At 52.3% G+C, this 18,552-nt stretch carries 15 protein-coding genes; 9 read left to right on the top strand and 6 right to left on the bottom strand.

All coding sequences use genetic code 11. The annotated features are described in order from the left end of the window. Window positions 1-7 precede the first annotated feature (7 nt). Complete coding sequence (gene glnA / locus BZG73_RS08650; protein ID WP_077668107.1) at window positions 8-1,417, bottom strand: glutamate--ammonia ligase; 1,410 nt, start codon at window positions 1,415-1,417, stop codon at window positions 8-10. A 517-nt stretch (window positions 1,418-1,934) separates the two neighbouring features. Here glnA and typA point away from each other — a divergent pair. Then, window positions 1,935-3,761 carry a translational GTPase TypA gene (gene typA, locus BZG73_RS08655; RefSeq protein WP_077668108.1) on the top strand — a complete coding sequence of 609 codons (1,827 nt, stop codon included), beginning with the start codon at window positions 1,935-1,937 and terminating at the stop codon, window positions 3,759-3,761. 75 nt (window positions 3,762-3,836) lie between these two features. On the opposite strand, the gene BZG73_RS08660 is transcribed toward typA, so the two are convergent. Continuing rightward, window positions 3,837-4,472: a DUF2959 family protein gene (locus BZG73_RS08660; protein WP_407690283.1), complete on the bottom strand. Its 636-nt coding sequence runs from the start codon at window positions 4,470-4,472 to the stop codon at window positions 3,837-3,839. Between the two features lie 70 nt (window positions 4,473-4,542). Here BZG73_RS08660 and BZG73_RS08665 point away from each other — a divergent pair, with 70 nt between their 5' ends. Genes BZG73_RS08665 through BZG73_RS08675 form a run of 3 tightly spaced genes read left to right on the top strand, consistent with a single transcriptional unit; the run spans window position 4,543 to window position 6,889 of the window. Beyond that, on the top strand, window positions 4,543-5,511 hold the full coding sequence (locus tag BZG73_RS08665) for a virulence factor BrkB family protein (RefSeq protein ID WP_077668110.1): 969 nt from the start codon (window positions 4,543-4,545) through the stop codon (window positions 5,509-5,511). Further along, window positions 5,483-5,917 carry a D-aminoacyl-tRNA deacylase gene (gene dtd / locus BZG73_RS08670; RefSeq protein ID WP_077668111.1) on the top strand — a complete coding sequence of 145 codons (435 nt, stop codon included), beginning with the start codon at window positions 5,483-5,485 and terminating at the stop codon, window positions 5,915-5,917. The genes BZG73_RS08665 and dtd overlap by 29 nt, the downstream gene beginning before the upstream one ends. A gap of 27 nt (window positions 5,918-5,944) precedes the next feature. Further along, entirely contained in the window at window positions 5,945-6,889 is a 945-nt protein-coding gene (locus BZG73_RS08675; protein WP_046074441.1) for a bifunctional GNAT family N-acetyltransferase/hotdog fold thioesterase, read from the top strand. Here the strand turns inward: BZG73_RS08675 and BZG73_RS08680 are convergent. The 4 genes from BZG73_RS08680 to hslR all read right to left on the bottom strand — a co-directional run bounded on the left by BZG73_RS08680 (window position 6,886) and on the right by hslR (window position 12,124). Next, entirely contained in the window at window positions 6,886-8,730 is a 1,845-nt protein-coding gene (locus tag BZG73_RS08680; protein ID WP_077668112.1) for an AsmA family protein, read from the bottom strand. The two genes, BZG73_RS08675 and BZG73_RS08680, sit on opposite strands and share 4 nt — an antisense overlap. Before the next feature lie 128 nt (window positions 8,731-8,858). After that, window positions 8,859-10,487, bottom strand: coding sequence for a phosphoenolpyruvate carboxykinase (ATP) (gene pckA, locus BZG73_RS08685; RefSeq protein WP_077668113.1), 1,629 nt, complete (start codon window positions 10,485-10,487; stop codon window positions 8,859-8,861). Window positions 10,488-10,809: 322 nt separating this feature from the next. Beyond that, window positions 10,810-11,685, bottom strand: a complete 876-nt coding sequence (gene hslO, locus BZG73_RS08690; RefSeq protein ID WP_046074438.1) for an Hsp33 family molecular chaperone HslO — start codon at window positions 11,683-11,685, stop codon at window positions 10,810-10,812. Between the two features lie 34 nt (window positions 11,686-11,719). Beyond that, window positions 11,720-12,124: a ribosome-associated heat shock protein Hsp15 gene (gene hslR / locus BZG73_RS08695; protein ID WP_101494489.1), complete on the bottom strand. Its 405-nt coding sequence runs from the start codon at window positions 12,122-12,124 to the stop codon at window positions 11,720-11,722. A 226-nt stretch (window positions 12,125-12,350) separates the two neighbouring features. On the opposite strand from hslR, the gene gspC reads away from it, so the two are divergent. From gspC to gspG, 5 genes are read left to right on the top strand one after another with little or no spacing between them, the layout of a single operon-like run. Continuing rightward, window positions 12,351-13,277 carry a type II secretion system protein GspC gene (gspC, locus tag BZG73_RS08700; protein ID WP_077579498.1) on the top strand — a complete coding sequence of 309 codons (927 nt, stop codon included), beginning with the start codon at window positions 12,351-12,353 and terminating at the stop codon, window positions 13,275-13,277. Window positions 13,278-13,333: 56 nt separating this feature from the next. Next, window positions 13,334-15,331 (top strand): type II secretion system secretin GspD, encoded by a 1,998-nt coding sequence (gene gspD, locus BZG73_RS08705; protein WP_198535225.1) that lies wholly within the window; start codon window positions 13,334-13,336, stop codon window positions 15,329-15,331. After that, window positions 15,328-16,854, top strand: coding sequence for a type II secretion system ATPase GspE (gene gspE / locus BZG73_RS08710; RefSeq protein WP_077666750.1), 1,527 nt, complete (start codon window positions 15,328-15,330; stop codon window positions 16,852-16,854). The genes gspD and gspE overlap by 4 nt, the downstream gene beginning before the upstream one ends. Further along, complete coding sequence (gene gspF, locus BZG73_RS08715; RefSeq protein ID WP_077579501.1) at window positions 16,854-18,089, top strand: type II secretion system inner membrane protein GspF; 1,236 nt, start codon at window positions 16,854-16,856, stop codon at window positions 18,087-18,089. Before gspE ends, gspF begins: the two co-directional genes overlap by 1 nt. A 4-nt stretch (window positions 18,090-18,093) precedes the next feature. Next, window positions 18,094-18,552, top strand: a complete 459-nt coding sequence (gene gspG, locus BZG73_RS08720) for a type II secretion system major pseudopilin GspG (protein WP_046074434.1) — start codon at window positions 18,094-18,096, stop codon at window positions 18,550-18,552.

The following is an 18,552-nucleotide window of genomic DNA, read 5'->3' on the forward strand; positions in this document are numbered from 1 at the left end:
TGCGCGCTTATACCGAGTAGTACAGCTCGAATTCTACGGGATGCGTGGTCATTTGGATGCGCTCAACATCTTCGCCTTTCAGCGTGATGTAAGAATCAATGAAGTCATCCGAGAATACGCCACCTGTGGTCAAGAATTCACGATCCGCGTCAAGCGCTTGCAGGGCCTCTTTCAGTGACTCGGCAACGGTTGGGATTTCCGCTGCTTCTTCCGCTGGCAAGTCGTACAAGTCTTTGTCCATGGCATCGCCAGGGTGGATCTTGTTCTTAATCCCGTCTAGGCCAGCCATTAGCATTGCTGCGAAGCAGAGATACGGGTTGGCTGTTGGATCGGCAAAGCGAAGCTCAATACGGCGTGCTTTCGGGCTCGGTACCACAGGGATACGGATTGACGCTGAGCGGTTACGTGCTGAGTAAGCCAACATGACCGGCGCTTCAAAGCCTGGGACCAGACGCTTATACGAGTTGGTTGAGGCGTTGGCGAATGCGTTGATCGCACGCGCGTGCTTGATGACACCGCCAATGTAGTACAGTGCGGTTTCAGACAAGCCGCCGTATTTGTCACCGGCAAACAAGTTTTGGCCGTCTTTGGCAAGCGATTGGTGGACGTGCATCCCTGAACCATTATCACCTACCAGTGGTTTTGGCATAAAGGTAGCGGTTTTACCAAATGCGTGCGCCACATTGTGGACGACGTACTTATAGATCTGAATCTCATCCGCTTTGGTGGTCAGTGTGTTGAAGCGTGTGGCGATCTCGTTTTGACCTGCCGTTGCCACCTCGTGGTGGTGCGCTTCAACCACAAGGCCCATTTCTTCCATAACCAAGGACATGGCCGAACGAATGTCTTGTGATGAGTCAACCGGTGCAACTGGGAAGTAGCCGCCTTTTACGCCTGGACGGTGACCTTTGTTACCCCCCTCTAGGGCGGTGCCTGAGTTCCAGCTTGCTTCGACGTCGTCAATTTTATAGAACGAGCCGGCCATATCAGTGGCAAACTTAACGTCATCAAATAGGAAGAACTCTGGCTCAGGGCCGATCAGTACAGTGTCGGCGATGCCGGTTGCACGCATGTAGTCTTCAGCGCGTTTGGCAATCGAGCGTGGGTCACGGTCGTAGCCTTGCATGGTTGAGGGTTCAAGAATATCGCAACGGATATTCAGGGTGCTTTCTTCGGTAAATGGGTCAAGCACGGCGGAACTGGCGTCTGGCATCATCACCATGTCTGATTCATTAATGCCTTTCCAGCCCGCTACCGATGAGCCATCAAACATTTGGCCTTCTTCAAAGAAGTCATCATCAATTTGATGTGAGGGAATAGAAACATGCTGCTCTTTACCTTTGGTATCGGTAAAGCGCAGGTCGATGAATTTCACCTCGTTTTCTTGGATCAGTGCGAGCACGTTTTCTACTGACATGTGAAATAACCTCCGGTGTCAAATTGAGTAAATAGCGCGTTGGCTCCTTGCTGCATGACAAAGCGAAAACCGTGCCAACAATTATAAGCCGCGCCAAACCGCGTTTAACGCGATAAAATCGCGTGCAGTCTTGGTCAAAAACGCGCATTTTGCACTATCATGGTGCACGTTTGACCGTATATGGTGCAAGGGGCAAAGACAGTGCGTCACTTTGCACGAGATGCGTGCAGCATTGCCCCTTCTCTTTGTAGCAGACAATGCATGACAAGAGTGTGGACGGTCTTTAAAAATTCATTTTTTCTCCAATCACGATGAACCCTTGTATTTGCACAATAAATGACCAACTGAGACGGGGTTAACCCCGAGTGACGGTGAGCTAATTCACATAATAAGGTGGGTTTTGCGACAAAATCTGGTACATTACGGCCGTTTTTTTAATCAGGTGGCGGTGCCGTCGTGTTAGCATAGCTCGCCAACTTCGGCGCGCGCCCCGTCTATCGAGTGAAAAAGAGAGTCCATGACCAACATACAGACAGATAAACTAAGAAATATCGCCATTATTGCCCACGTTGACCACGGTAAAACCACGCTAGTGGATAAGCTGCTGCAGCAATCCGGTACGCTGGCTTCCCGCGGTGAGGTGGAAGAGCGTGTCATGGACTCAAACGACATTGAGAAAGAGCGTGGCATTACCATCTTGGCCAAGAACACGGCTATTAACTGGAATGACTACCGCATTAACATCGTTGATACCCCTGGACACGCCGACTTTGGTGGTGAAGTTGAGCGTATCATGTCGATGGTTGACTCCGTACTACTGGTAGTCGATGCGGTAGACGGCCCAATGCCGCAAACCCGTTTTGTGACCCAAAAAGCTTTCTCTCATGGCCTAAAGCCGATTGTGGTGATCAATAAGATTGACCGCCCAGGTGCTCGCCCGGATTGGGTGATGGATCAAGTGTTTGATCTGTTTGACACCTTAGGTGCATCGGATGAGCAATTGGATTTCCAAGTGGTTTATGCGTCAGCCCTGAACGGGTGGGCGAGCCTAGAAGAAACCACCGAAGGCGAGGACATGGAGCCGTTGTTCAACGCGATCGTCGATAACGTTGACGCGCCTGACGTTGATATCACGACGCCGCTGCAAATGCAGGTGTCTCAGCTGGACTACAACTCCTATGTCGGGGTTATTGGTGTGGGTCGTATCACCCGAGGTTCGGTTAAGCCGAATCAGCAAGTGACGATTGTAAGTGCCGATGGCAGCAAGCGTAATGGTAAAGTAGGCAGTGTTTTAGGCTACATGGGCCTTGAGCGTCACGATGTTAGCGAAGCCTCTGCCGGCGACATTATTGCGATTACCGGTTTGGGTGAGCTGAAAATCTCAGACACGATTTGCGATCCAAGCAATGTCGAAGCGTTGCCAGCACTGACTGTGGATGAGCCAACCGTGACCATGACTTTCCAGGTTAATACCTCGCCGTTTGCAGGACTGGAAGGTAAATACGTCACTTCACGTAACATTCTTGAGCGTCTGCAAAAAGAGTTGGTTCACAACGTGGCACTGCGCGTCGAAGAGACAGATAACCCGGACAAATTCCGTGTCTCAGGCCGTGGTGAATTGCACTTGTCGATTCTGATCGAGAACATGCGTCGTGAAGGGTTTGAACTCGCCGTGTCTCGCCCAGAAGTGATCATCAAAGAAGAAAACGGCGAGAAATTCGAACCGTTTGAGACAGTGACCATTGACGTGCTCGAAGAGCATCAAGGTGGCGTGATGGAAAGCATCGGTCTGCGTAAAGGCGAACTGACGAACATGCTGCCAGATGGCAAAGGCCGTGTGCGCATGGACTTTGTGATGCCATCACGTGGTCTGATTGGTTTCCAAACAGAATTCTTAACACTGACCTCTGGCTCGGGCCTGATTTATCATACCTTTGACCACTACGGTAAGTATAAAGGCGGTGATATTGGCCAGCGTATTAATGGTGTGTTGATCTCTAACGCGGCAGGTAAAGCACTGACTTATGCACTGTTCAACTTGCAAGACCGTGGTCGTCTGTTTGCTGAACACGGTGACGAAGTGTACGAGGGGCAGGTGATCGGTATTCATAACCGCGCCAACGATCTGACCGTTAACTGCTTGAAAGGTAAGCAGCTGACCAACGTCCGTGCCTCAGGGACCGATGATGCGCAGGTATTGAGCCCAGCGATCAAGTACACCTTGGAGCAGGCGCTTGAGTTTATCGATGATGATGAACTGGTTGAAGCGACGCCGGAGAGCATCCGTATTCGTAAGAAGCTATTGACGGAAACGGAGCGTAAGCGTGCAGGCCGCAAAGGCTAATCTCGCGGAGACTCACTCTAGCGAGACGTTGACAAAAGGCACCCTCGGGTGCCTTTTTAGTGGGTGGCGTTTCGTTTAATTGAGGGTCTGGATAAAACGGTCTGAAGCTTGAATCGCGCGTTGCATATCGGCAACGGCACGGTCTATCTCGCCAGATAACGCATCTAATTCACCTTGTAGTGCACCAATGGCACGAGCGTTGAGGTTGTGTTTCAGATAAAGACGGTTATCTTGCAGCGTGTTTAGCACGGGGGTCATGGTTTTTTCGGCACGACGCATGGCATCACGTAACCGTTCATATTCCTCACGGGTTTGACGCAAGCGTTGCTCACTATCACGCTGCAGGCGCTGATTCGTGTACAAGTCTAATTCTTGTTCCCACTCATCAAACAACGCTTCAGAGACGGACTCAAGCGCATCAATCCGCTCGCGCACGCGGGTCACCGCATCATGACTTTTTTGATACTGGCTATCCACGGCCTCGTAGGCAGCTTGTAGCTCACCGCCGTCAAACTGGGTGAGCTGACTCAAAGCTTGCCGTGCATCTTTAAACTGTGATTGCGCCGCTTGCTGCGCATCAGCGGCGTCTTCCACGCGATCGACCATGATATCGCGTTTATGGATGCCCACTTGCTCCATGGCTGAGTAATAGGCAGACTGACAGCCGGTGAGTAGGGTTAAGGCGATAGCAAACAGAAAGATAACCCGCACAGGCAACTCCTTAATAATAAATCATGTACACTCATTATGCTTAAGGCTAACACAAGGTTAAGGTGGAAGGATGCGCAAAATTGGGATCCTAGACGAGAAGGCATGGCGTCATTACCGTGATTGGTTGATGGCAATGCTCACGCATTTATGGCGGCGGATGGGCGAAGATAGGCTCACGGTCAGTGCGGGCCATATGGCGTATGTCACGCTGCTATCCCTTGTGCCGTTAGTGACGGTGGTGCTATCCGCCTTTTCAAGCTTTCCCGGTTTTTCCGAGGTGGGAGAAACCCTACAGCAGTTTGTGATTAACAACTTTGTGCCGGCGGCTGGCGAGGTGGTGGCACGCTATCTGAATGAGTTTGTTGCCAACGCGGGTAAAATGACGGCAGTAGGGGTGAGCTTCTTGTTTGTGGTGGCTATCATGCTTATTTCGGCGATCGACAAGAGTTTGAATCACACCTTTAAAATTCAGACCAAGCGACCCACCATGATCGCCTTTTCCATCTATTGGATGGTGTTGACCTTAGGGCCAATTCTTATTGGCACTAGCATTGCGTTGAGCTCCTATTTAACCTCGCTGTCGTTATTACAAAGCGGGATTGCCAATGATTTGTTTACCACCTTATTGCGCGTTTTGCCCTTTATCCTAACCACATTGACCTTCATGGGGCTTTATACGTTGGTCCCCAATACGCGCGTGCGTCTGCGCCATGCCTTTGCCGGAGCGGCGGTGGCGAGTATCCTGTTTGAATTAAGCAAGAAAGTCTTCGCCCTCTATGTGACGCACTTTCCCTCGTATCAACTGATTTATGGCGCGTTGGCGGTGATACCCATTCTCTTTGTCTGGGTGTATTTTAGTTGGTGTATCGTCTTGTTTGGCGCGCAAGTGACGGCGACGCTGAGAGAGTCTGAACGTTGGTGGCCGCGCGCGGAGGGCGACGCTTCTCATTTTGGGTCGAGCGCTCTGGATGCGTCATCTCCCCCTTTAACCATTGAAAAAGAGGAAAACGATGATCGCCCTCATTCAACGCGTGAGTGAAGCCAATGTGACCGTAGAAGGCACTCGCGTCGGCTGTATAGGAAAAGGCTTGGTCGTGCTGCTAGGTGTCGAGAAAGGCGACACCGAGACTCAGGCAGCCAAGCTGGCGCATAAAGTGCGCGGTTATCGCGTCTTTGAAGATGACGAAGGAAAAATGAATCTCAATGTGTCACAGGCAGGGGGATCGTTACTGGTGGTCTCTCAGTTCACCCTCGCGGCTGACACGAAAAAAGGAATGCGTCCAAGTTTTTCAGGGGCCTCACCCRCCGAAGCGGAACGCCTGTATGAGGTGTTTTGCCATGATTGCCAACAGGCTGGCGTGAAGACGCAAACCGGTCAGTTTGCTGCAGATATGAAGGTGAGCTTGGTCAATGATGGGCCGGTGACTTTCTGGCTTCAGGTATAAATGTGCGCCTAACAGGGAGAGATAGGCATGTTTAAAATCGTCACGCCACGTACAGAGCAAGAGCTTGCGCGTTATTATGACTTTCGCTATCGCATGTTGCGCGAGCCTTGGCATGCGCCGCGCGGCTCAGAGCGCGATGCCTACGATGGCAATGCCTGTCATCGCATGATTGTCGACAGTGATGATGACCCCGTCGCCATCGGGCGTCTTTACTTAACCCCAGACAACGATGGTCAGATCCGGTATATGGCGGTCTCTCCCGATTTTCGTAATCGTGGCCTCGGGGCGCTCATATTAATGGCACTAGAGTCATTGGCCCGGCAAGAGGGGGCCAAGCGTCTTGTGTGCAGTGCGCGAGAAGAGGCGGTAAGCTTTTATGCTCAACATGACTTCATTCGTCAGGGGGATCTCAGTGATGAGCGCGGGCCGATTCGTCATCAACAGATGGTGAAACCCTTAGACCCTTTGTCTGATGTGGTACGTCATCCTGAGTGGTGTACCGAGCTGCAGCAGCGCTGGCAAGAACAAATCCCTATCAGCGATAAAATGGGGGTGCAGATCAGCCAATTCACCGGCTATCACTTTGAAGTGTGTGCCAATTTAAATGCCAATTTGAACCCGCGTCACACCATGTTTGCGGGCAGCATCTTTAGTCTTGCCACGCTCGCGGGTTGGGGAATGGTGTGGCTGTTAATGAAAGAGCGTCAACTCAGTGCGGATATTGTCCTCGCAGACAGCCACATTCGTTATCGTCGCCCGGTGGCGGAGCGGCCAAGGGCGAGTGTATCGCTGGATAACTTGAGCGGTGAGCTTGATAGGCTGGAAAACGGTCGTCGGGCGCGTGTCACGCTCGAAGTCGAGTTTTTTAGTGGCGACGATAAGGCCGGCGTGTTTACAGGCACTTACGTGTTGCTGCCATCAGACGATGGCGCCACCGCACAGCCTGCCCCTCAGTTGGCACTACTGCGTTAACGTACACTTGGGGTGGCGGTTTGATAAATCGGCCAATCAATCGACACGGATGTGTCCCCCTGAAGAATACCCGTGATATGGCCACGGTCGGCTTTTAGAGAAAGTTGTTCAAACGGGAACGACCGCGACTGACGTTGCTGGGTCGGCGCTTTTTGAAACCACCCAGACATTCGTTCTGGCCAGCCTTTATCTGGCGTGACATCCGCGTGGCCATTCAGCAGGGTAACCGCAAGGGTGCCATTTAACCCCACTTTGAAACTTTCGGTATCAGACGCCAGCCCAGACCATTGCCCTTGAAGATCGTGAAACCCGCTTAAAGGCAGCGGCCAGTCAAACCATGATTGATAAAGGGATAAGGGGACGTGTAGGCCGTCAATTTGGAATGACCATGGTAGGCTCGGCGTGTTGTAATTCCACTGGCCGGAGGCAGCAAGCTGACCATCGGAAAAACCCAGTAATAATTGACGTAGATTGACGAGCCCATCGCTCGCTTCTAAGCGTAAGTAGGGTTCAGCCAGCCACTGCTGATTGATGCTGGCATAGCTGGCGCTCGCGGTTAGTGTTCCATGGCGTAATTGCCACTGCGTGTCATGCCGCAGACGCAGATCGCGCCCATCGATATCAATGCCATCCACCTTGACCGGGAACCCTGGCGATAACGCTAACCACTCATTGTGTTTCAGCGACAGATCGGTGATGACGATATGTGGCGGCCAATCTGGCAATGCGCCTATCAGCGGCCTAAGCCGTTCGCGGCTGAGGGTGAGGCCATTGGCGCGTAGCCTGTCTATCTGCCAAGCCTGGGGCGAAAATTGGCCGGAAAGCGCGATAAATCCTTCATGCCACTGGCTGGTGAATTGATTGACTATCCACGTATCACCGCGACGCTCCAGCTCCCCTAACGGTTGCTCCCACGTTTGCCCTTGCCAACGGATATAGTCGGCATTAAACGAGGCGCGTAGCTGAGGTTGATGCCACCAAGGCGACTGAGGGGTAAACGCTAATTGTTCCGCTGAAAAGGTCAGGGCATTGACCGACAGATGATCCGTTTCGGCACTGAGTTGACGGACGTCCGCTCGAGCGATGGTGACCTGGGTGTTTGACGGCCAATGTGACAAGGCTTCGCGGAGCCGCTGTTGTGTTTGCTCACTATCCACAATGGCATTGCTAATGATCAATTGGCTCAAGGCGAGTGCACCAGGTTGCCATTGCCCTTGGGCGCTAAAGGCAGCACGTTGCCATTGAAATGAGACGCCATTGAGCTGCCAGCCTTTTGGCGAGGGTTGGGCATCTAGGAGGGCATCAGAGGCCGTTAGGTCGTGCCAATCGATCTGTTTGGCTTCCCATTGCGCGCGACCACGGACCGATCCCCATGGTGAATCGCCCTTTTGCCACTTATCAAGCTGGGCACTCACTTGGTGCGCTTGCCAATCTCCTCCAATGAGATTTAGGTCGTTGAACAAGATACGACCGATTTGCAGGGACGCAGGCAACATCTCTAGGCTAGGTGGTGGCGTGCGGCCCGTCAGATCGATAGACAGGCCATCAATCCGCAGCCAGTGAATGTGTGGCAATCGCGTAGCATCAAGTTGTACGCGCAGCCGGTCGGCCTGCCAGTGTTGCGGACCGACGTGATAGCTAGGCTTGGTGAGGGTCAAACTCAGTGGCTGACGCCAATGATAGACCACCTGTTTGGCGGAGAGATCGCCCGGCAGCAAAGGTGACACGACATGATGAAACAGCGCGGTGCTGTAGCGCGTGTGAAAGAGGACTGCTAACACCAATAATGCGGTGACACAGAGAATGAAAAAGCTGGCGAACAGTTTGGCCAGGATGCGCATGAACCAACCCTATCAAGGCAATCAGTAGCAATAAGACTGGCGCAAAAGTGTCGTCACTTCAACTATTAGCCAGTATCTCGGTCGGGGAAGAGGCCCCCATATCGCACGCGCGATACGGGGGTAGGGGGTTAGTCTAGCTTAGGTCCGGCTGAGACCAGCGCGGCTCCTTCGGGGGTGTCGGTATATTTTTCAAAGTTATCGATAAAGCGCTGTGCCAGATCGTTGGCTTTGCTTTCCCACTGAAGAGGATCGACATAGGTGTCACGCGGGTCAAGAATGCCGTCGCTCACTTCGTCGAGTGAGACGGGCACTTCCAAATTAAAGATTGGAATTGACTTGGTCTCCGCTTTTTCGATGGAGCCATCTAAAATCGCATCAATGATCGCACGCGTATCCTTGATGGAGATCCGCTTGCCTGAGCCGTTCCAGCCAGTATTGACCAAATAGGCTTCCGCGCCGGCGGCTTCCATGCGTTTGACCAACACCTCTGCGTACTTGGTCGGATGCAAGGTCAAGAAGGCGGCACCGAAGGCGGCGGAAAACGCTGGTGTGGGCTCGGTAATACCACGCTCAGTGCCCGCGAGCTTAGCCGTGAAGCCAGATAAAAAGTGGTACTTGGTTTGCTCTGGCGTCAGCTTAGACACCGGGGGCAGCACACCGAACGCATCCGCCGACAAGAAAATCACCTTGTTGGCATGCCCCCCTTTTGATACCGGCTTAACGATGTTATCGATGTGGTAAATTGGGTAGGAGACACGGGTGTTTTCTGTTTTGGTGTTGTCGTCAAAGTCGATGGTGCCATTGCCACGAACGGTAACGTTTTCCAGCAATGCATCACGGCGAATGGCGTTGTAAATATCGGGTTCTGCTTCTTTCGAGAGCTTGATGGTTTTCGCGTAGCATCCGCCTTCGAAGTTAAACACACCATGGTCGTCCCAGCCGTGTTCATCATCACCAATCAGCTGGCGTTTGGGATCGGTAGAGAGGGTGGTTTTGCCGGTGCCGGATAAACCAAAGAAGATGGCGACATCACCGTCTTTACCCATGTTCGCCGAGCAGTGCATCGAGGCGATATCTTGCAGTGGCAAGAAGTAATTCATCATCGCGAACATGCCTTTTTTCATCTCGCCGCCGTACCAGGTACCGCCGATGAGCTGCATGCGTTCGGTGAGGTTGAATACGGTGAAGTTTTCCGAGTTCAAACCTTGCTCGCGCCATTTGGTGTTGACACACTTGGCACCGTTCATCACCACAAAGTCGGGCTCAAATTCTTTCAGCTCTTCATCGGTTGGGCGGATAAACATGTTTTTCACGAAGTGTGCTTGCCACGCTACCTCGGTGATCACGCGAATACGTAATCGAGTATTTGGGTTGGCGCCACAATAGCCATCAATCACAAACAGGCGCTTGCCTGATAATTGATCAGTGACGAGGGCTTTCAGATCTTTCCATACCGCTTGGTCAATCGGCTTGTTGTCGTTTTTGCCTTGATCAGACCACCAAATGGTATCGCGGGTGGTGTCATCGCGGACAATGTACTTATCTTTTGGTGAGCGGCCGGTAAAAATACCCGTATCTACCGCCACCGCGCCGAGCTCGGTCACCACGCCTTTTTCGTAGCCTTCCAGCCCAGGTTTGGTTTCTTCCTCGAACAGTTGCTCATAAGAGGGGTTACGGATGACTTCTTTGACATTTTCCAGACCATGACGGGAAAGATCGATGTCAGCGACCTCGGGTTCGACGTTCAGGACAGTCATAGGTGCTCCTTGGGGTAAGATGTTGTTAACTGTCTTTGTGCTAGCAACCTGAATATGTGATTTCAGGGACTGACTCCATATAAGACTGCACACTGGGGTTATTTTGATTGTAGGGTACGGACCACCAGGTGCCATGTCATAGACATGGTAACGCTTAGTTAATCGTTTGCGCTACCCAAAGACCTATTATTGTTTGTACAAAAATAATGCGAGAAAAAATGTGAGTTAAGTCGGGTAGGAATAAGAAAAAAGCCAGCATAATGCTGGCTTTTGAACTCCGTCAGGTGGATTTGCTTCGGAGCGCTAAAAATGTAGCACGCTGTTACTGCATTTGTGAGGAAGAATCCGCGTTTTGCTCGAAAATAGCTGCAACATCAACACTATCGAAAGCGTAGTCTGTGCCACAATAATCACAATGCAAATGAATCGTTCCCATTTCAGCCACCATTTTATCCACTTCGCTACGCTCAATGGCGGCGATCGCGCTGGCACTGCGCTCACGTGAGCAGCTGCATTTGAATACCACCTCTTGCGCTGGATACAGCGTGACTTTTTCTTGGTGGTACAAACGATACAGCACATCTTTAGCAGACAGGCTAAATAGCTCTTCGTTTTTAATGGTTTCAGTCAACTGAGCCAGATGCTCGAAGTCGCTGTTGTCGCCTTTGCCATCTGGCAGGATTTGCAGCATCATCCCAGCCGCATGGGGCTTACCGTCGTGCTCACCCGTGCGCAACCAAAGGCGAGTCATCAGTTGCTCGGAACGGGCGAAGTAATCTTCAAGACAGGCTTGTAAGTTGTCAGACTCAAGACCGACAATCCCTTGATAGCGTTCACCATCGACAGGCTCAATGGTGATGATGAGTTGGCCTTTGCCCATCATCTCCGGCAGGGTTGCATCGTCTTTGACTTCGCCCTTGACGCGAGCCGTTCCCCGCAGCTGCTGGTGGTGATCCCCATTAATCACAGCGAGAGAGACAGGCCCATCGCCTTGCAGTTGCACTGTGATTGAGCCGTTAAACTTGAGCGTAGCGGTCAATAAGCTGGTCGCGGCGAGCATCTCTCCCAGCAAGGCATTGACCGGCGCCGGGAAATCTTGGTTTTCCAGTATGCGCTGATAGGTGTCATCGAGCTTGACCAGCTCACCACGAACAGACACATCTTCAAATAGGTAACGGTGTAGTTGATCGTTTGACATGCAATCTCTCTCCGGCAATGGCGCGAATGCGACCTTAATCTATGCCTTGTTTAAATTTACGAATATCTCGGCGTTGCTTTTTATCCGGCCGCCCATCAGGACGTGGGTTGTGTGCATTTAAGCGACGCATTTCTGACTCGTGCTCGCGCTTGGCGAGGCTGCTCTCGGTTTCTTGATACAAGGTTTGCGCGATCGGCGCCCCCTGCCGCTGCTCCGAAAGCGCCATGACAGTGACGGTTTTTTCATCATTGCCTTGGCGAAGGCGGATTTCTGCTCCGACTTCTACCATTTTACTCGGCTTAGCACGTTGGCCATTGTACTGTACTTTGCCCCCGTCAATCATATTGCGCGCAATGGAGCGCGTTTTGTAAAAACGGGCAGCCCATAGCCATTTATCTAACCTGACCGCCGTCAAGGGCGTTGATGCGTGGTTTTTCATCATCCAACTCCTGCGCAATCTGGATCGGCGACATTAGCACAAAATTTACTTTAGAGCAGTATCACAGCATCGTAGTTCCACCTCCCGTCAGGGCAATGACTTCGATAAAATAAAGCCCTATGACTGAAAAAGTCTCACTATCACAAAGCGTTTTTGCTAGCATGCCCAGCTTTTCGTAATCTAATGATGGAATTTGCTGGCAAAAAAAGCCATCAATGGATAAACGGTGACCCAAATTGGTTTAAAAGGAATGATCTCTCAGGCAGGACGCCAACATAATCGCTTCTCTTTTTCGCCACAAACCCTGCGTCGCGCAGCCCCTTGGCTTAATATTGGCTTGGTCTGCGTACTCGCATGGTTGGCAGGTCGTCTGGTGTGGGCTTTCTATCAACCCGCACCATCGGCTTTTACACCTGTAGTACACGAGGCGGGGACATCGCAGTCATCGACCGCAACCTTGTCGATCGCCCCTGTGATGGATGCCCAGCTTTTCGGGCGTTATCAGGCGTCGAAGGCCCAACGTCGCCAAGCGGTTAGTCAGGTGCCGGAAACCCGGTTGCAATTGACATTGGTAGGTGTGGTTGCCAGTGATCAGCCGTCGCGTGCGCTGGCGGTGATTGCCAATCGCGGTCAACAGGCGACCTATGGGGTGGGTGAGCAGGTGAAAGGCACCCAAGTTAGCATCGAACAGGTGTTGCCTGATCGGGTGATTTTGCGCCAGGGGACACGTCGAGAGGCACTGCTGATGCCGGGTGTTGAGGCTAATAGTACCCCGCAAACCGTCTTTTCACCGTCAAAAGGGAAGGTGACGCCCCCAAAGTCCGCTCCCCATGAGACAGCCAGCGCTGACTGGCCGGCCAATCTTGCGCAGCAGCTTAATCAAAACCCCCAGCGTCTCCTTGATTATGTGCAGCTCGCGCAAGTGGGTGATGCCAAGGCGCTGAAAGGCTTTCGTCTCACCCCAGGAAAAAATCCGGTGTTGTTTGAACAATCTGGGTTGCAGTCTGGGGACATCGCGATTGCGATTAATGGCCTCAAACTCAGTCGTTCAGTGGCACTGCCCGACATTCTCAGTCGCATTCAACAACAGGGCACGCTTGATCTGGTCGTCGAGCGGCAAGGACAGCAACATGACATTTCGATTCAATTATAAATTACAACCACCGCTGCGCGCGGCAGTAGGAGCGTGACGTGAATTTAAGGCAACGACTGATCCCCTATTTCATCGCTGTGACTTTTCTTTTTTCTGGACTGTCGGCGAGCGCGGCTGAATTCAGTGCATCGTTTAAAGGCACTGATATTCAGGAATTTATTGAAATTGTGGGTCGTAACCTAGAAAAGACCATCATTGTTGACCCCTCCGTGAGAGGCACAGTTAACGTACGTAGCTACAACACGTTGACCGAAGCGCAGTACTACCAATTTTTCCTCAATGTCTTAGAAGTATATGGCTTTGCCGTGGTGGAAATGGATAACGGTGTCGTCAAGGTGGTACGCGACAAAGATGCCAAAACGTCGCCCGTGCCTGTGGTGGGTGAAGCCGATAACGTGGTGGGCGATGAAGTTGTCACGCGTGTGGTCGCGGTAAAAAACGTTTCGGTGCGTGAGCTGTCCCCTCTTTTACGTCAGCTTATCAACAATGCCGGCGCCGGCAATGTGGTGCACTACGATCCGGCTAATGTGATCATGATTACCGGACGTGCAGCGGTGGTGAATCGCTTAACCGATATTATTCAACGTGTTGACCAAGCCGGTGATAAAGAGGTTGAGGTTGTGCGCCTAGAGCACGCCTCTGCCGCTGAAATGGTGCGTATTGTCGATGCACTGAATGAGCGGGACAATGCCAACACGCGCCCTGAATTGCTTGAGCCGCGTATTGTCGCCGATGAGCGTCTAAATGCGGTCTTGGTTTCGGGCGAGCCAAAAGTGCGTGAGCGGGTGAAAAAACTGATCCGACAGTTGGACAAAGAGATGGCGACGACCGGGAATAGCCGAGTGATTTACTTGCGTTATGCCAAAGCGGACGAGGTGGTCGATGTGCTCAAAGGGGTGTCGGATAATCTGCTGGAAGAAAAAGAGAAAAAGAGCAAGCCAGGGTCGACACAACAGACGGTGCAGATTTCTGCCCACCAGGGGACCAATGCGCTAGTGATCACCGCGCCGCCCGATATATTGAAAACCCTAGAGAGCGTGATTTCTCAGCTTGATATTCGCCGTGCGCAAGTCTTGATTGAAGCACTGATTGTGGAAATGTCCGAATCCGATGGGGCCAATTTAGGGGTGCAATGGGGGTCGCTCGAAAACGGGGGCATTCAGTTCAACAACACTGGCGTCGGTGTGACCAATTATCTGACCGGACAAAAAGCGACCGAAGATACCACGCGCACGGAAACGCGATTTGATAGCAATGGCGATAGCTACGAAGTACCTATCACGGAATCGGGTGATTACTCGGCGCTCAATGAAGTCTTGGGGGGGCTAAATGGCCTCGCGGCTGGGGTGATCATGGGCGATTGGACGGCATTGGTGACGGCCGTGGCCTCGAACAATGAATCCAATATTCTGTCTTCGCCCAATCTGATGGTACTGGATAATCAAGAAGCCTCGTTTGTGGTGGGGGAAGAGGTACCCGTCATCACTGGCTCGCAAACTGGCTCGAATAACGATAACCCGTTCCAAACAGTTGAGCGTAAAGATGTTGGCATCAAGCTGAAGGTGACCCCTCAAATCAATGAAGGATCGGCGGTGCTATTGGATATCGAGCAGGAGGTGTCTAACGTACTTGGCGCGAGCGGTGCTGTGGATGTGCGCTTTGGCAAGCGCCAGTTGACCACTTCCGTGATGGTAGGCGACCAACAGATGATTGTGCTAAGTGGTTTGATTGATGAACGCACGGTAGAGAGTGAGTCCAAGGTCCCTGTACTGGGAGATATTCCCGTGTTAGGTCACTTGTTTAAGTCGACCTCGACTCAGACTGAAAAGAAGAACCTGATGCTGTTTATCAAGCCGACCATTATTCGTACCGGCTTAACAGCGGATGGCGTGACGCAGCGTAAGTACAACTATATTCGAGCTGAGCAGCTGTTACGGGCACAAGACGGTGTGAAGCTGATGCCGGATGCCGAAAAGCCGGTGCTGCCAGATTACAACAGCGAGGCAGTGATGCCTGCCGAGGTACGCGCGCTAAAAGCGGAGCTAGCAGGATGAGTGATCGCGCGACAGAGCTCAGCCGAGATCCGGACGCTCGTTGGCAGTTGCCTTTTGGCTTTGCCCGCCGTCATGGGGTGATATTACTCAATGACACTGAGCCTGCACGCCTACTGTGCTTGTCGTCTGTGACACCGAACACCCTTGCCGAGGTTCAACGGGTGTTAGGAAAAAGTTGTGCCCCTGAAATTGTGTCAGACAGTGACTTTGACCAACATCTCACCCGTTTGTATCAACGCGATAGCGCAGATGCTCAACAGCTAATGGCCGATATTGGCGCGGATGCAGACAGTGATGATTTTTTCTCTCTCGCGGAGGAGTTGCCTCAAAGTGAAGATCTGCTGGAATCGGAAGATGATGCCCCGATCATCAAGCTCATAAACGCGATGATGGGGGAAGCGATCAAAGAAAGTGCGTCTGATATCCACATTGAAACCTTTGAGCATGCGTTATCGATTCGTTTCCGTGTTGATGGTGTGTTACGAGAAGTCCTCTCTCCGAGTCGTAAACTGGCGCCGCTGTTAGTCTCTCGAGTAAAAGTCATGGCCAAGCTGGATATTGCCGAAAAGCGCGTGCCGCAAGATGGTCGTATTTCAGTCCGTATAGGTGGCCGTGCGGTCGATGTGCGGGTGTCGACCATGCCTTCATCACACGGTGAGCGTGTGGTGATGCGTTTACTCGATAAGAATGCCGTACAACTTGATTTAGCCCAACTTGGCATGGCACCAGCGCTTCACCAAGGTTTCCGAGCCCTTATTCACAAGCCTCATGGTATCTTACTGGTCACCGGGCCGACCGGGTCGGGGAAATCCACCACCTTATACGCAGGATTACAAACCATTAACAGTGAGGATCGGAATATCCTCACCGTTGAAGATCCGATCGAGTTCGATCTGGCCGGTATTGGCCAGACCCAAGTCAACCCGAAAGTCGATATGACCTTCGCCCGCGGTTTGCGTGCGATGTTGCGTCAAGATCCTGACGTGGTGATGGTGGGGGAAATTCGCGACTTAGAAACCGCGCAAATTGCGGTTCAAGCCTCCCTGACCGGCCATTTGGTGATGTCCACATTACATACCAACACTGCCATTGGTGCGGTGACGCGCTTGCGCGATATGGGGATTGAGCCTTTCTTGCTTTCATCATCGCTACTTGGTGTATTGGCGCAGCGCTTGGTCCGTACCCTGTGCGAACACTGCCGAGTGCCCTATCAAGCCGACGCAACGCAGCAACAATTGTTTGCAGATGTGGGGCTTGCCAATCAAGGCGAAACCATCACCTTATATAAACCAAGTGGTTGCGAGCATTGTCACCAAAAAGGCTACCGCGGCCGCACAGGGATCCATGAGTTGTTGACCGTGGATGAGAAGGTACAAGCACTGATTCACCATGATGCCGGTGAGCATGCCATCGAGGAGGCGGTGCGGGCGCAAAGCCCTAGTATCCGCTATGACGGCTTGGCCAAAGTGCTGAACGGGGAAACCACCCTGGAAGAAGTGATGCGAGTGACCAAGGAGAGTTAATGGCTGCCTTTGACTACCAAGCACTGGATGCGCGAGGGCGCAAACGCAAGGGCGTGATTGAAGCCGATACGGCACGCCAAGCGCGGCAACAATTGCGCGACAAGGGCTTTACTCCCCTCGATGTCCAGGCCACTACCCGTAAGCGTGCGACACAAAAAAGTTCGGCTTCTCAGCCGCTTTTTCGTCAGCGCGGGCGCGGTATTAGCACCCAGGAGCTGTCACTGATCACCCGTCAGTTGGCGACCTTGATTGAGGCGGCGATGCCTCTGGAGGAGTGCTTAAAAGCGGTGGCAGAGCAGGCCGAGAAGCCGCGAATTGGCAGCATGATGACCAGTGTGCGCGCGCGAGTGATGGAAGGGTATACACTCGCCGATGCGTTGGCGGATTACCCCAATGTCTTTGACGAACTCTACCGGGCGATGATTTCAGCCGGTGAAAAAGCGGGCCACTTGGGCACCGTCCTCGAACGCCTTGCGGACTATGTGGAAAACCGTCAACGCATTCAAGCCACTTTGTTGCAAGCCATGCTGTATCCGGCGATTTTGACATTTTTCTCGGTACTGATTGTCGCCTTCCTGTTGGCAACGGTAGTGCCTGATATCGTTGGTCAATTTGTCCAAACCGGGCAATCACTGCCCGCATCAACCCAATTTCTCTTAAACGCCAGTGACTTTATCACTCAGTGGGGCGTGTGGGTGCTCGGTGGGCTGGTTCTTGTCAGTATGGGGATTCGTCTATTGCTGAAAGACACCCAGCGTCGTCTTGCCTGGGATAAGCAAAAGCTCTCGTTACCGATACTGGGTCGAGTGGCGCGCGGATTGAACACATCACGCTTTGCTCGGACATTGGCGATTTGTACCGCCAGCGCAATCCCATTGTTGGATGGGATCAAGGTCGCTGCGCAAGTGATCACTAACCAATATGTGCGCAAGCGGGTATTAGAAGCGGCCGATAAAGTGCGCGAGGGGGCCAGCTTACGTGTTGCGCTCGACCAGTCAGGGCTGTTCCCTCCCATGATGCTACATATGATTGCTAGCGGTGAGCGCAGTGGCGAGCTGGAGCCGATGCTCTCACGCGCAGCCGATAACCAAGACAAAGATTTTGAGGCGCAAGTCAATGTTGCCCTGGGAGTATTTGGCCCGTTAATGATTGTAATGATGGCCGGGTTAGTGCTTTTTATCGTGGTGGCCACCTTGATGCCAATTATTGCCATGAATGACATGGTCGGTTTGTGATTTTATGAATTTTAACAAGGAGAAAGAAATGCGTCGTCAACAAGGTTTCACGTTGCTCGAAGTCATGGTGGTGGTGGTGATTATTGGCCTGCTAGCCAGCTTTGTTGCCCCAAACTTGCTGGGCAACAAAGACAAAGCCGCGGTGAAAAAAGCGGTGGCGGATGTCAGTGCGCTTGAAAATGCGCTGGATATGTACAAATTGGATAACAATCAGTACCCCACCACCGATCAAGGCTTAGACGCGCTAGTGACCCAGCCACAAAGTGATCCGGTCCCCCGTAACTACCCCGCGCAAGGTTACATCAAACGTCTGCCGCAAGACCCGTGGAACAATGACTATCGCTATGTCAGCCCAGGCGAGCACGGTGTTGTTGATATCTTTTCTTTAGGCGCTGATGGCCAAGAAGGTGGGGAAGGGGTCAACCAAGACATTGGTAACTGGAACCTCAACGAGCTGCAATAA

The organism is Salinivibrio siamensis (assembly GCF_001996005.1).
Lineage (GTDB): Bacteria > Pseudomonadota > Gammaproteobacteria > Enterobacterales > Vibrionaceae > Salinivibrio > Salinivibrio siamensis.

Coding starts and splice junctions, on each gene's coding strand:
- gspF (WP_077579501.1), top strand. CDS start 16,854: ATGGCTGCCTTTGACTACCAAGCACTGGATGCGCGAGGGCGCAAACGC.
- BZG73_RS08675 (WP_046074441.1), top strand. CDS start 5,945: ATGTTTAAAATCGTCACGCCACGTACAGAGCAAGAGCTTGCGCGTTAT.
- glnA (WP_077668107.1), bottom strand. CDS start 1,417: ATGTCAGTAGAAAACGTGCTCGCACTGATCCAAGAAAACGAGGTGAAA.
- typA (WP_077668108.1), top strand. CDS start 1,935: ATGACCAACATACAGACAGATAAACTAAGAAATATCGCCATTATTGCC.
- hslR (WP_101494489.1), bottom strand. CDS start 12,124: ATGAAAAACCACGCATCAACGCCCTTGACGGCGGTCAGGTTAGATAAA.
- gspE (WP_077666750.1), top strand. CDS start 15,328: ATGAGTGATCGCGCGACAGAGCTCAGCCGAGATCCGGACGCTCGTTGG.
- BZG73_RS08680 (WP_077668112.1), bottom strand. CDS start 8,730: ATGCGCATCCTGGCCAAACTGTTCGCCAGCTTTTTCATTCTCTGTGTC.
- hslO (WP_046074438.1), bottom strand. CDS start 11,685: ATGTCAAACGATCAACTACACCGTTACCTATTTGAAGATGTGTCTGTT.
- gspG (WP_046074434.1), top strand. CDS start 18,094: ATGAATTTTAACAAGGAGAAAGAAATGCGTCGTCAACAAGGTTTCACG.
- BZG73_RS08665 (WP_077668110.1), top strand. CDS start 4,543: ATGCGCAAAATTGGGATCCTAGACGAGAAGGCATGGCGTCATTACCGT.
- pckA (WP_077668113.1), bottom strand. CDS start 10,487: ATGACTGTCCTGAACGTCGAACCCGAGGTCGCTGACATCGATCTTTCC.